The sequence below is a fragment of the Variovorax paradoxus genome (genome assembly GCF_902712855.1).
GTDB lineage: Bacteria > Pseudomonadota > Gammaproteobacteria > Burkholderiales > Burkholderiaceae_C > Variovorax > Variovorax paradoxus_Q.
This window is the reverse complement of the sequence record NZ_LR743508.1, coordinates 505,205-523,989: the sequence shown is the minus strand read 5'-3', so window position 1 is coordinate 523,989 and position 18,785 is coordinate 505,205. Positions and strand designations below refer to the sequence as shown.

16 protein-coding genes are annotated in these 18,785 nt (G+C 68.4%); 6 read left to right on the top strand and 10 right to left on the bottom strand.

The features are described from left to right. Positions 1–192: 192 nt before the first annotated feature. Positions 193–2,493 (bottom strand): NADP-dependent malic enzyme, encoded by a 2,301-nt coding sequence (locus AACL56_RS28915; RefSeq protein WP_339093444.1) that lies wholly within the window; start codon positions 2,491–2,493, stop codon positions 193–195. A 206-nt stretch (positions 2,494–2,699) separates the two neighbouring features. On the opposite strand from AACL56_RS28915, the gene AACL56_RS28910 reads away from it, so the two are divergent. Continuing rightward, positions 2,700–4,040: an NAD(P)/FAD-dependent oxidoreductase gene (locus tag AACL56_RS28910; protein ID WP_339093443.1), complete on the top strand. Its 1,341-nt coding sequence runs from the start codon at positions 2,700–2,702 to the stop codon at positions 4,038–4,040. A gap of 22 nt (positions 4,041–4,062) precedes the next feature. Here AACL56_RS28910 and AACL56_RS28905 read toward each other — a convergent pair whose 3' ends face one another. From AACL56_RS28905 to gcl, 3 genes are read right to left on the bottom strand one after another with little or no spacing between them, the layout of a single operon-like run. After that, positions 4,063–4,971, bottom strand: coding sequence for a 2-hydroxy-3-oxopropionate reductase (locus tag AACL56_RS28905; protein ID WP_339093442.1), 909 nt, complete (start codon positions 4,969–4,971; stop codon positions 4,063–4,065). A gap of 20 nt (positions 4,972–4,991) precedes the next feature. Continuing rightward, on the bottom strand, positions 4,992–5,777 hold the full coding sequence (gene hyi / locus AACL56_RS28900) for a hydroxypyruvate isomerase (RefSeq protein ID WP_339093441.1): 786 nt from the start codon (positions 5,775–5,777) through the stop codon (positions 4,992–4,994). Between the two features lie 17 nt (positions 5,778–5,794). Then, a complete protein-coding gene (gcl, locus tag AACL56_RS28895; protein ID WP_339093440.1) occupies positions 5,795–7,588 on the bottom strand; it encodes a glyoxylate carboligase in 1,794 nt (597 codons plus the stop codon). A 112-nt stretch (positions 7,589–7,700) separates the two neighbouring features. On the opposite strand from gcl, the gene AACL56_RS28890 reads away from it, so the two are divergent. Continuing rightward, on the top strand, positions 7,701–8,606 hold the full coding sequence (locus tag AACL56_RS28890) for a LysR family transcriptional regulator (RefSeq protein WP_339093439.1): 906 nt from the start codon (positions 7,701–7,703) through the stop codon (positions 8,604–8,606). A 54-nt stretch (positions 8,607–8,660) separates the two neighbouring features. Here the strand turns inward: AACL56_RS28890 and AACL56_RS28885 are convergent, their stop codons facing one another. Beyond that, complete coding sequence (locus tag AACL56_RS28885; RefSeq protein ID WP_339093438.1) at positions 8,661–9,527, bottom strand: LysR family transcriptional regulator; 867 nt, start codon at positions 9,525–9,527, stop codon at positions 8,661–8,663. A gap of 185 nt (positions 9,528–9,712) precedes the next feature. Here AACL56_RS28885 and AACL56_RS28880 point away from each other — a divergent pair, with 185 nt between their 5' ends. Further along, positions 9,713–10,558 (top strand): DMT family transporter, encoded by an 846-nt coding sequence (locus tag AACL56_RS28880; protein WP_339095265.1) that lies wholly within the window; start codon positions 9,713–9,715, stop codon positions 10,556–10,558. Between the two features lie 53 nt (positions 10,559–10,611). Here the strand turns inward: AACL56_RS28880 and AACL56_RS28875 are convergent, their stop codons facing one another. The 5 genes from AACL56_RS28875 to AACL56_RS28855 form a co-directional block, all read right to left on the bottom strand. Beyond that, positions 10,612–11,754 carry an AI-2E family transporter gene (locus AACL56_RS28875; protein ID WP_339093437.1) on the bottom strand — a complete coding sequence of 381 codons (1,143 nt, stop codon included), beginning with the start codon at positions 11,752–11,754 and terminating at the stop codon, positions 10,612–10,614. A gap of 168 nt (positions 11,755–11,922) precedes the next feature. Continuing rightward, entirely contained in the window at positions 11,923–12,630 is a 708-nt protein-coding gene (locus AACL56_RS28870; RefSeq protein WP_339093436.1) for a GntR family transcriptional regulator, read from the bottom strand. A gap of 10 nt (positions 12,631–12,640) precedes the next feature. Further along, on the bottom strand, positions 12,641–13,984 hold the full coding sequence (locus AACL56_RS28865; protein ID WP_339093435.1) for a C4-dicarboxylate transporter DctA: 1,344 nt from the start codon (positions 13,982–13,984) through the stop codon (positions 12,641–12,643). Between the two features lie 292 nt (positions 13,985–14,276). Next, positions 14,277–14,690: a hypothetical protein gene (locus AACL56_RS28860; protein WP_339093434.1), complete on the bottom strand. Its 414-nt coding sequence runs from the start codon at positions 14,688–14,690 to the stop codon at positions 14,277–14,279. 115 nt (positions 14,691–14,805) lie between these two features. Further along, complete coding sequence (locus AACL56_RS28855; protein WP_339093433.1) at positions 14,806–15,879, bottom strand: alpha/beta fold hydrolase; 1,074 nt, start codon at positions 15,877–15,879, stop codon at positions 14,806–14,808. A gap of 177 nt (positions 15,880–16,056) precedes the next feature. On the opposite strand from AACL56_RS28855, the gene AACL56_RS28850 reads away from it, so the two are divergent. From AACL56_RS28850 to AACL56_RS28840, 3 genes are all read left to right on the top strand, one after another. Continuing rightward, on the top strand, positions 16,057–17,046 hold the full coding sequence (locus AACL56_RS28850; protein ID WP_339093432.1) for a hypothetical protein: 990 nt from the start codon (positions 16,057–16,059) through the stop codon (positions 17,044–17,046). 44 nt (positions 17,047–17,090) lie between these two features. Beyond that, positions 17,091–18,368: an MFS transporter gene (locus AACL56_RS28845; RefSeq protein WP_339093431.1), complete on the top strand. Its 1,278-nt coding sequence runs from the start codon at positions 17,091–17,093 to the stop codon at positions 18,366–18,368. Positions 18,369–18,515: 147 nt separating this feature from the next. Next, on the top strand, positions 18,516–18,779 hold the full coding sequence (locus tag AACL56_RS28840) for a hypothetical protein (protein ID WP_339093430.1): 264 nt from the start codon (positions 18,516–18,518) through the stop codon (positions 18,777–18,779). The last annotated feature ends 6 nt before the right edge of the window (positions 18,780–18,785 follow it).

The window sequence follows — 18,785 nt, the reverse complement described above, 5'->3', positions numbered from 1 at the left end:
TGCTGCACCTTGCGCGGGAAATCCCTTCGATTCGAGGGGTCTGGCGCACCGGAGCCGGGCGAAAAGGCGTCTAGACCGCGCCGGCGTCCGCTGCGCTGGCTGCATCGCCATGGCAAAAAAAATCCGGGGCGGATGATTCACCCGTCCCGGATTCCTGTGCGTGTGCCCGGCCTGCGGCCGGGCGGGGTTGGCTTACTTGTCGACCGTCACCTTGGCCACGGCCAGCGCGGTCATGTTGATGATGCGCCGCACCGTCGAGGAGGGCGTCAGCACATGTGCCGAGCCGGCCGCGCCCAGCAGCACCGGCCCGACCGTGATGCCGTTGGCGCCGGTCATCTTCAGCACGTTGTAGAGGATGTGCGCCGAATCGAGGTTCGGGCACACCAGCAGGTTGGCCTCGCCGCTCAAGGTGGTCTCGGGCAGGGCGGTGCGGCGGATTTCCTCCGACAGCGCGGCGTCGCCGTGCATCTCGCCGTCGCACTCGATGTCGGGCGCCATCTGCGCGAACAGGTCGCGCGCCAGGCGCATCTTGCGCGCCGAGCCGCGGCTGGAGGTGCCGTAGTTCGAGTGCGACAGGAAGGCCACCTTCGGCGGCAGGCCGAAGCGGCGCACTTCCTCGGCGGCCATCACGGCGATGCTGGCCAGCAGCTCGGCGCTCGGATCTTCGTTGACGTTGGTGTCGGTGATGAAGACGGTGCGCTTGTCCAGCGTCAGCGCGTTCAGCGTGGCGAAGCCCGGGGCGCCGCGCTTCAGGCCGATCAGGTTGCGGATGTGCTCCAGGTGCACGTCGAAGCGCCCGACCAGGCCGCAGATCATGGCGTCGGCATCGCCCAGGTGCAGCATCAGCGCGGCGATGGTGGTGTTCGAGCGGCGCACCATGGTCTTGGCGGCCTCCGGCGTCACGCCGCGGCGGCCCATGAGCTTGTGGAAGCTCTCCCAGTAGGTGCGGAAGCGCGGATCGTCCTCGGGATTGACGATCTCGAAGTCGGTGCCCACGCGGATGTGCAGGCCGGCCTTCTTGATACGCGCGTCGATCACGGCGGGGCGGCCCACCAGGATCGGGCGCGCCAGGCCTTCGTCGACCGCCCACTGTGCGGCGCGCAGCACGCGCTCGTCTTCGCCTTCCGCGTAGGCCACGCGCTTGGCCGTGGCGATCTTGGCGGCGCTGAACACCGGGCGCATGAACATGCCGGTCTGGTAGACGAAGCGCGTCAGGTGCTGGCGGTAGGCGTCCATGTCCTCGATCGGGCGCGTGGCCACGCCCGAGGCGGCGGCCGCCTTGGCCACGGCCGGCGCGATGCGCAGGATCAGGCGCGAATCGAAGGGCTTCGGAATGATGTAGTCGGGGCCGAAGGCCAGCTCCTGCCCGGCGTAGGCGGTGGCCACCTCTTCGCTGATGTCGGCCTTGGTCAGGTCGGCGATCTCGCGCACGCAGGCCAGCTTCATCTCTTCCGTGATCTTGCTGGCGCCGCAGTCGAGCGCGCCGCGGAAGATGTACGGGAAGCACAGCACGTTGTTGACCTGGTTCGGGTAGTCCGAACGTCCCGTGGCGATGATGCAGTCGGGCCGCACGGCCTTGGCCAGCTCGGGCCGGATCTCGGGCTCGGGGTTGGCCAGCGCCAGGATGATGGGCTGCGTGCCCATGGTCTTGACCATCTCGGCCGTCATCACGCCGGGGGCCGAGCAGCCCAGGAACACATCGGCGTCCTTCACCACGTCGGCCAGGGTGCGGGCGCCGGTGTCTTGCTGGGCGTAGCGTGCCTTGGATTCGTCGAACCCGCCTGCACGGCCCATGTAGATCAGGCCCTTGGAATCGCAGGCGTAGATGTTGGCGGGCTTGGCGCCCAGGCCGACCATCACGTCCAGGCAGGCGATGGCGGCCGCGCCCGCGCCCGACACGGCGATCTTGACTTCCCCGATCTTCTTGCCCACGAGTTCCAGCCCGTTGAGCAGCGCTGCGGCCGAGATGATGGCCGTGCCGTGCTGGTCGTCATGGAACACCGGGATGTTCATGCGCTCGCGCAGCTTCTTCTCGATGTAGAAGCACTCCGGCGCCTTGATGTCCTCGAGGTTGATGCCGCCCAGCGTGGGCTCCAGCGCCGCGATGATCTCGACCAGCTTATCGGGGTCGCGCTCGGCCAGTTCGATGTCGAACACGTCGATGCCGGCGAATTTCTTGAACAGGCAGCCCTTGCCTTCCATCACCGGCTTGGCGGCCAGCGGGCCGATGTCGCCCAGGCCGAGCACCGCGGTGCCGTTGGTGATCACGCCGACCAGGTTGCCGCGCGCGGTGTATTCGGATGCCGTCGAGGGGTCTTCCGCGATGTCCAGACAGGGATAGGCCACGCCCGGCGAATAGGCCAGCGACAGGTCGCGCTGGTTCAGCAGGGGCTTGGTCGGGGTGACCGAAATCTTGCCCTTGACGGGCGAGCGGTGGTATTCGCGCGCTGCCTCGCGAAGTGCTTCTTCTGCGGGGGAAAGGGGTGCAGCCATGAAAGTCTCCTTGTTTCAGACGGGCAACGAGGCTACCGCAAAAGCGCGGCTTGTTCTCGCGGGGGGAATGCCGAAAACGCCTGAACCCATAGCGTGGATGGGACGGGCGGGCCGTTTGGCTAAACTGCGTGCTTGTTAACCATGGTTATCCGGGGTTCACAAAGCCAACTCGACCACATCACAGAACGACAGCGGAGGGGCATCGCATGCGCGGTACGAGCCAGGAAACTTTCAGCACGGCCGACCCCGACGTCGTCGTCATCGGTGGCGGCCCCGCGGGCTCCACCGTGGCCGCGCTGCTCGCGGACAAGGGGCACGACGTGGTGCTGATCGAGAAGGCGCAGCATCCGCGCTTCCACATCGGCGAGTCGCTGCTGCCCATGAACATGCCGCTGTTCGACCGGCTGGGCCTGCGCATCGAGGTCGAGGCCATGGGCATCCGCAAGCACGGTGCCGAGTTCGTCTCGCCCTGGCACGAGCACACGAGCCAGTTCGACTTCGGCGAGGCCATGGACAAGAACTTCCCGTACGCGGTGCATGTGCGCCGCTCGGAGTTCGACGAACTGATGTTTCGCCATGCCGGCAAGCGCGGCGCACGCACCTTCGAGGGCCTGCGCGTGACGGGCGTGGACATGGACGCCGGCAAGGGCACGCCCGAGAACCGGCCGCTGGTGAAGGTCAAGGCCGACGACGGCACCGAGAGCGCCTGGCGCCCGCGCTTCGTGATCGACGCGAGCGGGCGCGACACGCTGCTGTCGAGCCAGTTCGACACCAAGCGGCGCAACCGCAAGCACGCCAGCGCCGCCATCTACGGGCACTTCGCCAATGCCGAGCGCCGGCCGGGCCGCGCCGAGGGCAACATCTCGCTGTTCTGGTTCGACCATGGCTGGATCTGGTTCATTCCCCTGAAGGACGGCACGGTGAGCGTGGGCGCGGTGGCGTCCCCGGTGTACTTCAAGCGCCGCAAGGGCTCGCTCGACCAGTTCCTGATGGAGACCATCGCGCTGGCGCCCAAGCTGGCCGCGCGCCTGCAGAACGCCACGCTGCTCGAAGGTGCCACCACCACCGGCAACTACGCCTACGACGCCGATGTCTGCCGCGGCGACCGTTTCATGATGGTGGGCGACGCCTATGCGTTCGTCGACCCGATGTTCTCCTCGGGCGTCTTCCTGGCGATGAACAGCGCCTTCGAAGGCGCCGCCGCGGTCGACCTGTGGCTGCGCGGCGAGGCGAAGCAGGCCGAGCGCGCCTTCCGCCGCTACGAGAAGATGATGGACTACGGGCCGCGCGTGTTCTCGTGGTTCATCCACCGCATCACCTCCCCGGCCATCCGCGGCCTGTTCATGTACCCGCGCAACCTGTGGCGCATGCACGAGGCGCTGCTGTCGATCCTGGCGGGCGACCTGTTCCGCGACACGCCCGTCACGTCGCGCATGTGGGGCTTCAAGCTCACCTACTACATCTCCAGCCTCTTCGTGCTGCCGCAGTCCTTCCGGACCTGGGCCCTGCGCCGGCGCAACCTGAAGGAAGCGCTGGAAAAAGCGTAGCGCCCCCAGGCTGCGGGTTGGTTCATTCGGGGGACACGGTGTGCTGGGCCAGCACCTCGAGCGCCTTGACCAGCGCCGAGTGGTCGAGCTGGCCGTAGCCGAGCGCCGCGCAGGCGTTCATCAGCTGCGCCGCGCCGGCGGTCTGCGGCAGCGACACGCCCAGCGTGCGCGCGCTCTGCATCGCCAGGTTCAGATCCTTCTGGTGCAGCGAGATGCGGAACCCCGGCGCGAAGGTGCGCTTGATCATGCGCTCTCCATGCACTTCCAGGATGCGCGAGCTCGCGAAGCCGCCCATCAGCGCCTGGCGCACGCGGGCCGGGTCGGCGCCGGCCTTCGAGGCGAACACCAGCGCCTCGCTCACCGCCGCGATGTTCAGCGCCACGATGATCTGGTTGGCCACCTTGCACACCTGGCCGTCGCCCGCGCCGCCCACCAGCGTGACGTTCTTTCCCATCAGGTCGAGCAGCGGCTTCACGCGCTCGAAGGTGCCTTCGCTGCCGCCGCACATGATCGTCAGGCTCGCGGCCTTGGCGCCCACCTCGCCGCCCGAGACCGGCGCGTCGATGTAGCCGGCGCCCAGTGCCGTGATGCGGCGCGCGAAGTCCTTCGTCGCGATCGGGTCGATCGAACTGCAGTCGACCACCACCTTGCCGCTCGAGCCCTTCAGGCCCGCGGCCACGCCTTCGGAGCCGGGCGCGCCGAACAGCACCTTCTCCACGTCGGGCGTGTCGGGCACCATGATGAAGACGATGTCGGCCTGCCGCGTCACCTCGGCCGCCGAGGCGCAGATGGTGGCCTTCGACACGAAGGGCTCGGGCGTGTTGCCGTGCGTGTTCACGAACAGCTGATGGCCTGCGTCGAGCAGGTGGCCCGCCATGGGCGCGCCCATGATGCCGAGGCCGATGAATCCGATTCTCTGTTGGGTTGCCATGTCTCTGTTTCCTGTGTGTTTCACTGTTGTTGCGTGAGCGCCTCGCGCCATCCGAGCCCGCTGACCGTGTCGCTGCGAGGCTTGTATTCGCAGCCGATCCAGCCGTCGTAGCCGAGCGCATCGATGTGCTGGAACAGCCAGGGGTAGTTGATCTCGCCCGTGCCCGGCTCGCCGCGGCCCGGGTTGTCGGCCAGCTGGATGTGGCCGATGCGCCCCAGGTGCTTCGCGAGCGTGTTGCCCAGCTCGCCCTCCATGCGCTGCGCGTGGTAGATGTCGTACTGCACGCGCAGGTTGGCCGAGCCGACCTCGTCGATCAGCGCCAGCGCCTGGTCCGTGCGCGTGAGAAAGAAGCCGGGAATGTCGAAGGTGTTGATGGGTTCCAGCAGCAGCCGCAGGCCCGCGGCCTCGAGTTCGCGCGCCGCGATGCGCAGGTTGCCCACCACCGTGCGGTGCGCGGCCTCGCGGCTCGCGCCTTCGGGCAACTTGCCGACCAGACAGTTCACCTGCGGGCAGCCCAGCGCCGTGGCGTAGCCGATCGCCATGCCGATGCCCTCGATGAATTCGCTCGTGCGCTCGGGGTGGCAGGCGATGCCGCGCTCGCCCCGGTCCCAGTCGCCGGCGGGCAGGTTGTGCAGCACCTGCTGCAGGCCGTTGGCGCGCAGGGCGGCGGCGAGTTCCTTCTTGTCGAAGGCATAGGGAAAGAGGTACTCGACACCCTCGAAGCCCGCCTTGGCGGCGGCTTCGAAGCGTTGCATGAAGGGCAGCTCGGTGAAGAGCATCGTGAGGTTGGCTGCGAACTTGGGCATGTGTTTCCTTCAGGATCTCAATCGAGCATGGCCACGGCCAGCGCCGTGGGTGCGTCGGCGGTGCTCTCGGCGAGCGGCTCGAATTCGTTGATGGCGTCGATCTCGGTGCCCATGGCGATGTTGGTCACGCGCTCCAGCATCACCTCGATGACCACCGGCACGCTGAACTCGGCCATCAGCGCCTCGGCGCGGGCGATGGCGGGCGCCATCTCTTCCTGCTTGCGCACGCGGATCGCCTTGCAGCCCAGGCCCTCGACCACCTTCATGTGGTCCACGCCGTAGCTGCTCTCGATGCCTGCGTCGGGTGCCGCGTTGATGTTGTCGAACGCGAGCTGCACGCAGTAGTCCATCTCGAAGCCGCGCTGCGCCTGGCGGATCAGCCCGAGGTAGGAGTTGTTGACCACGATGTGCAGGTACGGCAGCTTGAACTGCGCACCCACGGCCAGCTCCTCGATCATGAACTGGAAGTCGTAGTCGCCCGAGAGCGCGACGATCTTGCGCGTGGGGTCGGCGGCGCGCACGCCCAGCGCGGCGGGAATGGTCCAGCCCAGCGGGCCGGCCTGGCCGCAGTTGATCCAGTGGCGCGGGTTGTACACGTGCAGGAACTGCGCGGCGGCGATCTGCGACAGGCCGATGGTGCTCACGTAGCAGGTGTCGCGGTCCAGGTGGTTGTTCATGCACTGGTACACGCGCTGCGGCTTCATCGGCACGTCGGCGAAGTTGGTCTTGCGCAGCATCGTCTTCTTGCGGTCGCGGCATTCGCCGGCCCAGGCGCTGCGGTTCGGCAGCCTGCCGGCGGCCTTCATCTCCTCGGCCACCTGCACGAAAAGCTCGAGCGCGGCCCTGGCGTCGGACACGATGCCGAAGTCGGGCGTGAACACGCGTCCGATCTGCGTGGGCTCGATGTCCACGTGCACGAAGGTGCGGCCCTTGGTGTAGACCTCGACCGAGCCGGTGTGGCGGTTGGCCCAGCGGTTGCCGATGCCCAGCACGAAGTCGCTCGCCAGCATCGTCGCGTTCCCGTAGCGGTGGCTGGTCTGCAGACCGCACATGCCGGCCATGAGCGGGTGGTCGTCCGGAATCGCGCCCCAGGCCATCAGCGTGGGAATCACCGGCACGCCCGTGGTTTCGGCGAAGCGCACCAGCAGGTCGGCGGCATCGGCGTTGATGACGCCGCCGCCGGCCACGATCAGCGGGCGCTCGGCCGCGTTGAGCATGCCGATGGCCTTCTCGACCTGCGCGCGGGTGGCGGCGGGCTTGTAGGGGGTGAGCGGCTGATAGGCATCGATGTCGAATTCGATCTGCGCCATCTGCACGTCGAAGGGCAGATCGATCAGCACCGGGCCGGGGCGGCCCGAGCGCATCAGGTGGAAGGCCTGCTGGAACACCTGCGGCACCTGGCCCGGTTCGCGCACCGTGACCGACCACTTGGTGACCGGCTTGGAGATCGACTCGATGTCCACCGCCTGGAAGTCTTCCTTATACAGACGCGCGCGCGGCGCCTGGCCGGTGATGCACAGGATGGGAATGGAGTCGGCCCAGGCCGAGTACAGGCCGGTGATCATGTCCGTGCCCGCCGGGCCCGAGGTGCCGATGCACACGCCGATGTTGCCGGCGATGGCGCGGGTGTAGCCCTCGGCCATGTGCGAGGCGCCCTCCACATGGCGCGCGAGGATGTGCGCGATGCTGCCGCGCTGGCGCAGCGCGGAATACAGCGGGTTGATCGCCGCGCCCGGCACGCCGAAGGCCTGCGTCACGCCTTCCTTTTCCATCACCAGCACCGCGGCCTGGACCGCTGTCATCTTTGCCATTTGCATGTCTCCTTGAGGTGGCCCCACTTTAGGAAGCAGCGCTTGTTCGAAGAAGACGCCTGCGGGCCATAAAACCTATTCCTCCATGGAATAAGTGGCTACGATGCGCGCCATGGACCGTTTGCTTGCAATGGAAATGTTCGTGCGCGTGGTCGAAACCGGCAGCTTCTCGAAGGCCGCGCGCGAGTTCAACACCACGCAGCCCACCGTGACCAAGCAGGTCGCCGCCACCGAGGCGCGGTTGAAGGTGCGGCTGCTCAACCGCAACACGCGCGGCGTGAGCCTCACCGAGCCCGGTGCGCTGTACTACGAGAAGTGCAAGACCATCGTGCGCGAGGCCGAGGAGGCCGAGAGCATCGTGCAGCTGCGGCAGAACCAGGCGCAGGGCCTGCTGCGCGTGGGCACCTCGGTGGCGTTCGGGCGGCGCGTGGTGGTGCCGCTGGCGCTGGAGTACATGCGACGGCATCCGCAGGTGCAGCTCGACCTGAGCTTCGAGGACCGCTACGTCGATCTCATCGCGCAGGGCGTCGACGTGGCCATCCGCATGGGCAAGCTGGCCGATTCTTCGCTGGGCGCGCGCTACCTCGGCGTGAACCCGTGGGTCATGGTGGCCTCGCCCGCGTACCTGAAGAAGCACGGCACGCCCAAGCGCGCACAGGACCTGAGCGCGCACGTGGCGCTGATCTACAGCAGCGTGGTCGGCGACGAGTTCTGGCGCATGCACACGCCCAGGGGCGATGCGGTCACGGTGCCGGTGTCGGGGCGCTTTCGCTCGAACAACCTGTCGGCCGTGCTGGCCGCGGCGCGCGACGGGCTGGGCATTGCGCTGATGCCGCGCTACGTGGCGAGCGATTCGCTGGCTGCGGGCAAGGTGCGCGAAGTGCTCGGCGACCATGCGCTGCCCGAGCAGGAGATCCACGCCGTGTTTCCCTCGCCCAAGCTGGTGCCGGGCAAGGTGTCCGGCTTCGTCGCGTTCCTGCAGGGGCGCTTCGACGAAGGGTGGTGGGCGGCCGCCTGACCTCGCCGCGTGCGGACCCGGCCGCTCGAGGGCTGCGCGCCCCGACGTGCGCGCTCAGGTCCGGCGCCCGGACTGCCGCAACGTCTGCAGCAGCATGCGGTGCAGGCTGTCGACCGCCTTCGAGCCGCGCGAGGCCGCGCTGCGGTAGAGCGCGACCTGCATCGGCTCGAGCGGACCGAGCCCGTGTTCGGTGCCCAGCACCTGCAGGTTCGGCGGTGCGCTGCATTGCGTGAGCGCCGCAACGGCAAGCCCGCTTTCCACCGCCGCGATCTGGCCCGCGAGGCTGGAGCTGTTGTAGACCACCTTGTAGGGCCGTCCCTGCAGGGCCAGCGAGTGGATGGCGCTGCGCCGGCCGAGGCTGGCTTCCTCGTAGACGGCAATGGGAAGCGGGTTGCGGCTCCAGACATCGAACTGCGCCGAGCCCACCCAGACCATCGGCTCGTGGAACAGCAGCGTGCCGCGCCGCACGTGGTCGCGCGACACCAGCGCCAGGTCGAGCTCGCCGCGCGCCACGCGCGGAATGAGCGAGGTCGACTGCTCGCAGTCGAGCTGGATCTCGACGCCGCCGTGCCGCGGCGCGAAGCGTTTGAGTGCGGGCGTGAGGTACTTGCCGGCATAGTCGTCGGGCACGCCGAGCCGCACCAGGCCCGAGACGCTCTCGCCCTGCAGCGCGGCCTGTGCCTCGGCATGCAGGTCGAGCATGCGGCGTGCGTAGCCCAGCAGCGTCTGGCCTTCGTGCGTGAGCTGCAGCTGTCGCGCACCGCGCACCAGCAGCCGGCATCCCGCGGCCGACTCCAGCTTCTTGAGCTGCATGCTCATCGCCGACTGCGACCGGTGCACTTCGGAGGCCGCGCTCGAGAGCGTGCCGGCATCGACCGCCGCCACGAAGCTCTTGAGCCAGTCGATCTGCAGGTCTCTCATGTATTCGATAAGCGGATGGTTGGCTGCAAAATTATGCGCTTTTCAGCTTGCTCACGGGGCGGCACAGTCGCCCGATGAACTCGACGACTTCCCTGCACGCAGTGTCCCCGGTGCCGGCCGGTGCCTCGGCGCTGCCGCGCCAGCCGGTCGCGCCCGGCCCGCTCGATGGCCGCGCCATCGGCGTCATGACGCTGCTGTGCCTCACCTGGAGCCTGCAGCAGATCTCGCTGAAGGCCATTGCAGCGCAGGCCAGCCCGATGCTGATGGTGGTGCTGCGCTCGGGCATCGCGCTGGTGCTGCTGGCCGCGTTGATGTGGCACCGCGGCGAACGTGCGCAGGCCGCGCGCTGGAAGCCGGGCGCGGTGGTCGGTGCGCTGTTTGCGCTGGAGTACCTGCTGGTGGCCGAGGCGCTGCGTTTCACCGGCGCGTCGCACGTGGTGGTGTTTCTCTACACCGCGCCCATCTTCGCCGCGCTGGGCCTGCACCTGCGGCTGCCCGCGGAGCGACTGGGCGCGCGGCAGGTGGGCGGCATCGCGCTGGCGTTCGCGGGGATCGCGTTGGCCTTCCTGGGAAGCGACGCAGCTTCGGCCGGCACGGGCGCTCGTGCGCTGCTGGGCGATGCGCTGGCGCTGCTCGCCGGCGTCGCGTGGGGCGCGACCACAGTGACGATCCGCTGCTCCAGCCTGGCCTCCGCGCCCGCCACCGAGACGCTGCTCTACCAGCTGCTGGGTGCCTTCTGTCTGCTGCTGCCGGCCGCCTGGCTCACCGGGCAATGGCACTTCGAGCCTTCGGCGCTCGTCTGGGCGCACCTGGGCTTCCAGAGCCTCGTGGTGTCGTTTGTGAGCTTCCTGGCCTGGTGCTGGCTGCTGCGCCGCTACCTGGCGTCGCGCCTCGGCGTGTTCTCGTTCCTCACGCCGCTGTTCGGGGTCGTGCTGGGTGTCGGGCTGCTCGGCGAGCCGCTCGAGCTGCCGTTCGTCGCCGGCAGCGTGCTGGTGCTCGCGGGCATCGGGCTGGTGGCACTGCGCCGTTGAGGGCGCTTCGCATCTCGCGCCGTTGAAGGTGCGGCGCACCTGGCGCCGCTGCCTCAGTCCCGTTTCGTGCGCGCTTCGCGCGCTGCCTGCACGGCCGGGTCGGCGGCCTCGGGCGTCTTCGGTGGATCGATGGGATCGTTCTCGTTGTCCACGTTGCCCGAATCGGCGAACAGGCTCCAGGCGGCCATGAACAGCGCCGCGATCACCGGGCCGATCACGAAGCCGTTGATGCCGAAGATCGCCATGCCGCCGATGGTCGACATCAGCACGATGTAGTCGGGCATCTGCGTGTCCTTGCCCACCAGCACCGGGCGCAGGATGTTGTCGACCAGGCCGATGACGAACACGCCCACGAAGATCAGCACGCCGCCTTGCCAGAAGTGCCCCGTGGCCAGGAAGTAGATGGCCACCGGTCCCCAGATCAGTGCGGCGCCTACCGCTGGCAGCAGCGACAGGAATGCCATGAGCACCGCCCACAGCAGCGCGCCCTGGACGCCCAGGAACCAGAAGGCCAGCCCGCCCAGCGTGCCCTGCGCGATGGCCACCGCCACGTTGCCCTTCACGGTCGCGCGGATCACGGTGGTGAACTTGTTCAGCAGGTAGTGCGTGTGCGGCTTGGCCAGGGGCAGGGCGTCGCGCATGCGCTTCGACAGGCCCGCGCCGTCGCGCACCAGGAAGTACAGCAGGTACAGCATCACGAAGAAGCTGACGATGAAATCGAAGGTGTTCTGCCCGATCGCCAGCGCCTGGCTCGCGATGATCTGGCTGGCCTGCCCTGCGGCCGTCGAGATGCGCGCCTGCCAGGCCGCCATGTCGCCCAGGTTGAAGCGCTCGACCAGGTTCAGCAGCCACTGCGGCGCCGCGTCGAGGATCTGCTGGAAGTAGGCGGCGAAGTTGATCTGCCCCGACCGGATGTTCTGCGTGACCAGCGCCACCTCCTGCACCAGCGACACCCCCACCATCGCCAGCGGCAGGATCACGATGAACAGGCAGATGGCCAGCGTCGAGAGCGCTGCCGCGTTGGGCTTTCCGCGCATCTTCCTGAGCAGCCACTTGTACAGCGGCGTGAACAGGATCGCCAACGCCACACCCCACAGCACCGCGCCGAAGAACGGCATCAGCACCCACAGGAAGGCGACGGTGACGATGGCAAGCAGGGCGAGAAACACGCCGCGTTGGAGTTGGGGTGAATTCATAGGTGTCCGCACTGTAGCCGAGCCGCCGCCTCCGCCGGTGTCAGCCGGAGCGCCCTGTGCGGCACGGCAGATTTGCCGGAGCGACCACGCCGGGTCGCCCGCCGGCATGGCCTGCCGGGCCATCGAGCAGCGCGGAGGCGTCCGCGGCGATCGCGCCGGCTCGCGCCGTCAGCGCTTCGCGCGCGGCAGCGCCACCGGCGCCAGCGTGGCGCGCAGCCGGCTCGGCGCATCGGGCTCGGCCGCCGCATCGACCTCCAGCGCGCGCTCGACGTTGCCGATGTGCGCCAGCATCAGCCGGCGTGCCTGTTCGGTGTCCCCGGCCTCGAGCGCCGCGACGATCGCGCCGTGCTCCGCGCACGACTGTCCGGCCTCGTGCTTCGACTGGTACAGCGTGGCCGCCAGCGTGGTGCGCGCCGTGAGGTCGCGCAACACGTCGACCAGCAGCTGGTGCCCCATCTGCTCGGCAAGGCACACATGGAAATCGGCCAGCAGGAAGGCGCGGGTGGCGGCGTCTGCGCCTTCGATGGCGCGCTGCTCGTCGGCGATGTGGTCGCGCAGCTTGCGGATCACCCTGGCCAGCGGCCGGCCCTCGCTGGCAGCGAGGATGCCGGCCTCGACGATGCGCCGCGCCGAGAACGCGTCGCGCGCCTCCTCGGCCGAAGGCTCCACCACGTACCAGCCGCGGCGCGACTGCACTTCGACGAAGCCGCGCGCCTGCAGCTGCATGAGCGCCTCGCGCACCATGGTGCGGCTCACCGAGAAGTTCTCCGCCAGCGCCTGCTCGCCGAGCCGCTCGCCCGGTGCGAGCTTCTGCGCGAGGATGGCTTCCACGACGCGTTCTGCGATGGCGGTGGGGCTGACGTCGGTGGTGGGCATGGGGTGCGGTTCAGTGGGCGCTGGAAGCTGTGGCGGTGCCGGTGTTTACCACGCGGCCGCCGTCTTCCTGCGCCAGCGGTTCGTCGTCGGGCGACCAGCGCCCGTCGAGCACCGCATGCGCGCGCTCGCGGTCGATGTCGCCTTCCCACGATGCGATGGCCACCGTCGCCACGCAGTTGCCGATCAGGTTGCCCAGCGCGCGGGCGATGCCCATGAACCAGTCGACCGACAGCACCAGCACCAGGCCGATGGCGGGAATCGCCGGAATCGCGTGCAGCGTGGCCGCCAGCACCACGATGGCCGAGCCCGGCACGCCGTGGGCGCCCTTGGACGTGACCAGCGCGATCGCCAGGATCGTCAGCAGGTCGGCCATCGAGATCGGCGTGTTGGTGGCCTGCGCGATGAACACGGCCGCCAGCGTGATGTAGATCGAGAACGCGTCGAGGTTGAACGAATAGCCCGTGGGAATCACCAGGCCCACGGTGGAATCGCGGATGCCCATGCGGCGCAGCTTGGCCATGATCTGCGGCAGCACGCTGTCCGACGAGGTGGTGGCGAACACGATGGTGAGTTCCTCGCGCAGGTAACGCAGCAGCTTGATCAGGCTGAAGCCCGACATCCGCATCACCAGCCCCAGCACCACGAACACGAAGATCAGCACCGCGCCGTAGAACAGGGCTACCAGCATGCCCAGCTGCTTGAGCGACCCGATGCCGTACTGCCCCACCGTGAAGGCGATCGCGCCCAGCACGCCCAGCGGCGCCAGCTTGATGATGATCCCCATGATCTTGAAGAGAACCAGCGACGTCGCGTCGATCACCGCGGCCACCGGCTTGCCGCGCTCGCCCAGCAGCGTCAGCGCGCAGCCGAACAGCACCGCGAACAGCAGCACCTGCAGCACGTCGCCGGTGGCGAAGGCGTTCACCACGGTGGTGGGAATGAGCTTCATCAGGAAGTCGACCGTGCCGCCGCTCGTGAGCTTGTCGGCGTTCGATGCATAGGCGCTCATCGCGGCCGGGTCGAGCCTGGAGGGGTCCACGTTCATGCCCGCGCCGGGCTGGAACACGAAGGCCAGCACCAGGCCCATGGCCAGTGCGATGGTGGTCAGCACCTCGAAGTAGATGAGCGACTTCACGCCCACGCGGCCCACGCGCTTCAGGTCGCCCGCACCGGCGATGCCGTGCACCACCACGCAGAACACCAGCACCGGGATGATCATCTTGATCAGCTTGATGAACCCGTCGCCGAGCGGCTTGAGCTTGACGGCGTACTCGGGCGCCAGCAGGCCCGCGAGCACGCCGAGCACCAGCGCGATGACCACCTGGCCGAAGAGGGATTTGGCGAAGCGAGGCATGGAGGACTCCTGTTGTCTGGGCGACGTTGTGTGTCTCTGGAGGTTTTGCATGCAAGATCTGCCGTGTCTTGCATACAAGAAATGTAGGCAAGAAGATGCGGAGGGGTTCAGAGGGTATTCCCGGGATGGTGCTGGTAGAGGCTGCCACGTGTCGCGCGCTGTGGCCTTGCCGGAAGCGGGCGATCAGGCAGGGCGACCGGGGACGCGTGGATTCGTCTGGCGATGCAGCGCGGCGATATCCCGAAGCGGCTGCCAGCGCAGGTGGCCAGGGCCGGTCCGGGCAGGCTGGCGTTTACTTGCCGGCCGGATGCTTCGCGCCGCGCCCCCGCAGCCGCTCGCTGCGCTCCTGCATCACCTGCTTCAGCTCGACCATCCTGCTGTCGCAGGCGGCCCGGTTGCTCACCAGCATGAGCGGATTGCGGCGCAGCGTCTCGATCGCTTTCTCGGTGGCTGCAGGGTCAGCGGTCTTCTCGATCCATCCTGCGGCAACGAAGGCCCTGGATTGGCGCGTGAACAGCTTCTCGAAGGCCGGGGTGCCGCAGCGGGCGGCCATCACGCGGTAGTCGGCCTCGAGTTGCCTGCCTTGGGCGGGGCTCGGGGTGTCCGGTGCGGACGTCGGAAAAGCGGATTGTGCAAGTGCCATCGAAGGCATCAGGCAGAGCCAGAGCGCCATCACGCGCAGATCCCGATCGACAGGCTGAAGCATCGCTGCCTCCGTTCGAATCTTCCGATGCTTCTCAGGCTAAGCACGCAAGGATCAGGCGTCAACGGGGACGAACCCTTTCGTGGAAAAAAAGATGACGCGGCATCGCTGCGATGCATCACGAACCCCGGTCGCGCACGTGAACGATGGCCTCCGCCCGCGTGCGCACGCCGAGCTTGTCGAAGATGCTCGACACCTGGTTGCGTACCGTCTTCTCGCTCTTGCCCAGTTGCTGCGCGATGGCGCGGTTGTCCAGGCCGATTGCAACGAGGCGCAACACCTCGCGCTCCGCCGGCGTCAGCGCTTCGGCGGCGTCGGATTCGGCACGGCCCAGGAAACCGCGCAGCTCGGCCAGAAAGACGGACCACGCCGGCTCGCTGTCGAGCAGCACGTGGTTGTCGCTGTCGAGCGGCACGAAGCGCGCGCCGGGGATCAGCGCCGCCAGCCGCACCCCTTCATCGAACGGCACTCGGGCATCGCCGCGCGCATGCAGCACCAGCGTCGGCACCTGCAACCGGCGCGCCATCTCGGTCACGTCGACGCGATGGAAGGCGTCGAGCGTGCGCGCCGCGTTTTCCGGGCTCGCGGTCAGGCGCTCGAGCTCGTTCCACCACTGGTGCTGCGCCGCCGTGCCGCCGGGAATGAACTGGTTGGTGAACACCTGGCGAAAGGCGGCGTTGTCGCGTCCCCAGCCCAGGCGGATCAGGTTCACCAGCGTCTCGGCTTCCAGCCGCTGCGCGGCGCTGGTGGCGCGCTGCAAGGCCCCGCGTGCGTACGCGCCAGGCAGAACGAGGTGGGACACCTTGTCGGGATGCCGCACGGCGTAGGCGATGGCCACCGCGCCGCCTTGCGACATGCCAACCAGCGGAAAGCGGCGCAGCCCGAGACTGTCGACCACGGCCTCGAGGTCACCGACCCAGGCATCGAGCGAGAAATCGGTGACCGTGGCGTCCGACAGGCCGCAGCCGCGCTGGTCGTAGCGGATGTACTGGCGGTCGCGCGCGAGTTCGCGAAGCCAGGGCTGCCACACGGGGCTGTGCAGGTCGTGCTCGACATGGCTGAGCCAGTGCGCAGCGCGCACCAGCGGCGGCCCCGAGCCGATCGAGGCGATCGCGATGCGCGTGCCGTCTGCCGCGACGCAGAAGCGCAGGCTCTGGCGCAGTTTCGGCGGCATCCTCGGATCGGTGGCCATGCGGGATTGTCTCGCTTCTTCCCGAATGTGGGCCGTGCGTCCCATGCCCCCGGCGCTTGCGGCCCCCGGCCGGCGTGCGTGCGGGACATGCGCCTCATGCCGCCGGGCGCAGGCCGCGGGATGCTCGGTCCACGTCAACGAGATGCACCGAGACGCTTCATTCGAAAGGACCTTGCCATGAACACCGCCGCAGCCACTGCCACCACCCCCGACATCGCGCGCTACGCCAGGACCATCGAAGTGTCCAGGCGCATCCGCTGGGACATCGACCGCGACGTGATCCGCGGCCGCACCTTCGACCTGGCCCACACCTTCCTGCCGGACGGGCTCTCGCTGGCCGACGAGCTGCCGTTCCTCGGTGCGGCGGAGCATCGCTTCCTGAGCCAGGTCCAGGGCCGCACCTACGCCAACATGTTCGGGCTGGTCGAGCGCTTCATCGGCGCCAAGATGCTCGAGGTGAGCCGCGACCACTGGCTGGGCGACCAGACCGCGCTCGAAGCCATCGTCCGATTCACGGACGAGGAACTCAAGCACCAGGAGCTGTTCCGTCGCATCGAGCGGCTGGCGGGTGCGCACATGCCCGCGGGCTATCGCTTCGACGTGTCGCCCAACGACGTTGCGGCCTTCGTGCTCGGCAAGTGCACATGGGCCGTGCTTGCGCTCACCTGCCACATCGAGCTCTTCTCGCAGGCGCACTACCGCGCCAGCATCGAAGCGGCCGATGGCCTGTCGCCGCTCTTCAAGGACGTGTTCCTGTTCCACTGGAAGGAGGAGTCGCAGCACGCGATCATCGACGAGCTCGAGTGGGAGCGCGAGGACGCGAAGCTCGCGACCGACGCGCAGCGAGACTTGGCGGTGGACGACCTGATCGCGCTGGTCGGCGGCGTCGACGGCATCCTGCAGGGCCAGGCCGCGGCCGACGCGGCGTACTTCGTGGGCGTCTGCGGCATGGCCGCGAGCGACGAACGCGCGCAGCAGGTGACCGACACGCTGCTGAAGGCCTACCGCTGGCAGTACATCGTCTCGGGCGCGCTGGAGCCGCGCTTCCGGAAGGTGCTTGCCAGGCTGGTGAATGAAGACCAGCTCGCACGCATCCAGGCCGCGCTGGCGCCCCTGAGCTATGCGGTGCCGACGCGAGCGGAGGCAATGAGCGCGATGGTGCAGTGAGGCGCGCCCTGAGGGGCGTGGTTCGCCGAGGCAATAATCGGCCGGTGCCCGAACCAAGCCGCCCCGTCCTGCCGCCGTCGCTGCAAATCGCCCTGCCTCTCGTCGTCCTGGCGCTCGGGCATACGCTCTCCAATCTTCTTCGCACGCTGCCGGCCATCGCCACCGATGTCATGTCCGCGGACATCGGCACGACCACCGCCTACCTCGGCGTGCTCACCGGCGCGTACCACCTCTTCTTTGCGCTCGGCCAGATACCCGCCGGCGTGATGCTCGACCGGCTCGGCGTCAAGACGGTGTCGCTGTCGCTGTTCATTCTGGCCGCGCTGGGCTCCGCGGCGGGCGCGCTGGCGCAGGGGCCCGTGAGCTTCTTCCTCGCGCAGGCGCTGCTTGGCATCGGCTGCTGCGGCATGCTGCTGTGCCCGTTCGCGCTGGCTGCGCGGACGCTGCCGCCGGCGCGCTTCGCGATGTGGTCCGGACTCATCCTGAGCATCGGCAACTGCGGCATGCTGCTGTCCGCCACGCCCATGGCATGGCTCATCGAGCACCACGGCTGGCGCGCGAGCTTCTGGGTCTCGGTGGCGCTGGCCCTGTGCATCGGAGCGCTCGTCGCGCTGGTGGTGCCGCGCGCCGAAGCCGCCGTGCCGCCGCCGTCGCGCGAGCTGAAGGCGGAATTCCGCGAGGTGCTGGCGCTGACGGCGTCCATGCCCTTGCGTGGGCCGGTGCTGCTGGCCTTCAGTTCGCTTGCCGCTGTGCTCGCGGTGCGCGGTGTGTGGGGCGGCCCGTGGTTCATGGACGTGAAGGGGCTGTCGCGAATCGACGCGGGCAACGCGCTGATTCCACTCACGCTGGCGATGGCCGTCGGCCCGCTCGTGGCGGGTGCCATCGACAGGCTGACCGGTGCCCGTCGCGCCCTGCTCGCGGGCGGGCATCTCGGCGCCGGCTTCATGCTGCTGTTCGTCGTGGCCGCCATGCCGGGTGCGTGGCTGCACGGCGGCCCGCTGGGCTCGGCCACCTTCGACTCGTGGGTGTTCTTCGCCTTCGGCTGCTGCCTGTCGACCCAGCCGCTGCTCTTTGCGATGGGGCAGACCTCCACGCCGAAGGAAAAATCCGGCAAGGCGCTGGCGGCATTGAACCTGATGTTCTTCTGCGGCACGGCCTTCCACCAGCTGGTCAGCGGCGCCATCGCTTCGAGGTTCGGCCTCGCGGCGGTGTTCCTCTACTTCGCGCTGGCGTTGACCGTGTCGGCCATGCTTTTCCTCTACTGCACGAGGCGCAGGCCCGCGGGCGCCATCGAAAACCAGGCATCGGCGCGACCCTCGTGAGGCTGCGTTCGCGCGAGGATGTAACCGGTTTTCTGGAATCGCGTTTCAGGCCCGAAAGGCTACCCGCGCCCGGCAAAAGATGCATCCAGCTTTTATGGGAGCCCACGGGGTGGAACGCGGTCGGCGGTTCGATGAAAATCCGACCCGATGTTTGTCCCTTCCCCCCGCACCACCGAACGCGCCCAGAGACCGGCGGCCCGGCTCGGCTTCGCTGTCGGCGACTTCAACGAGCCCTACGGCCTGCCCAAGCCTGCGGTGCTCGGAAGCCTGTCCGGCGTCTCGATGACGCTCAAGGAATTCGGCGGCCGCTGGGACCGCACCGACCGCGTCTATTTCTTCGCCAGCTGGCCCATGCTCGAGGCCGCGCTCGAGCACCTGATCTCGGAGCGCGAGCAACTGGCCAAGGCCTAGAAGCGG

What these genes read in the sequence shown, in the direction of transcription:
- AACL56_RS28915 (WP_339093444.1), bottom strand. Translation starts at nt 2,493, where the DNA reads ATGGCTGCACCCCTTTCCCCCGCAGAAGAAGCACTTCGCGAGGCAGCG.
- AACL56_RS28910 (WP_339093443.1), top strand. Translation starts at nt 2,700, where the DNA reads ATGCGCGGTACGAGCCAGGAAACTTTCAGCACGGCCGACCCCGACGTC.
- AACL56_RS28905 (WP_339093442.1), bottom strand. Translation starts at nt 4,971, where the DNA reads ATGGCAACCCAACAGAGAATCGGATTCATCGGCCTCGGCATCATGGGC.
- hyi (WP_339093441.1), bottom strand. Translation starts at nt 5,777, where the DNA reads ATGCCCAAGTTCGCAGCCAACCTCACGATGCTCTTCACCGAGCTGCCC.
- gcl (WP_339093440.1), bottom strand. Translation starts at nt 7,588, where the DNA reads ATGGCAAAGATGACAGCGGTCCAGGCCGCGGTGCTGGTGATGGAAAAG.
- AACL56_RS28890 (WP_339093439.1), top strand. Translation starts at nt 7,701, where the DNA reads ATGGACCGTTTGCTTGCAATGGAAATGTTCGTGCGCGTGGTCGAAACC.
- AACL56_RS28885 (WP_339093438.1), bottom strand. Translation starts at nt 9,527, where the DNA reads ATGAGAGACCTGCAGATCGACTGGCTCAAGAGCTTCGTGGCGGCGGTC.
- AACL56_RS28880 (WP_339095265.1), top strand. Translation starts at nt 9,713, where the DNA reads ATGACGCTGCTGTGCCTCACCTGGAGCCTGCAGCAGATCTCGCTGAAG.
- AACL56_RS28875 (WP_339093437.1), bottom strand. Translation starts at nt 11,754, where the DNA reads ATGAATTCACCCCAACTCCAACGCGGCGTGTTTCTCGCCCTGCTTGCC.
- AACL56_RS28870 (WP_339093436.1), bottom strand. Translation starts at nt 12,630, where the DNA reads ATGCCCACCACCGACGTCAGCCCCACCGCCATCGCAGAACGCGTCGTG.
- AACL56_RS28865 (WP_339093435.1), bottom strand. Translation starts at nt 13,984, where the DNA reads ATGCCTCGCTTCGCCAAATCCCTCTTCGGCCAGGTGGTCATCGCGCTG.
- AACL56_RS28860 (WP_339093434.1), bottom strand. Translation starts at nt 14,690, where the DNA reads ATGCTTCAGCCTGTCGATCGGGATCTGCGCGTGATGGCGCTCTGGCTC.
- AACL56_RS28855 (WP_339093433.1), bottom strand. Translation starts at nt 15,879, where the DNA reads ATGGCCACCGATCCGAGGATGCCGCCGAAACTGCGCCAGAGCCTGCGC.
- AACL56_RS28850 (WP_339093432.1), top strand. Translation starts at nt 16,057, where the DNA reads ATGAACACCGCCGCAGCCACTGCCACCACCCCCGACATCGCGCGCTAC.
- AACL56_RS28840 (WP_339093430.1), top strand. Translation starts at nt 18,516, where the DNA reads ATGTTTGTCCCTTCCCCCCGCACCACCGAACGCGCCCAGAGACCGGCG.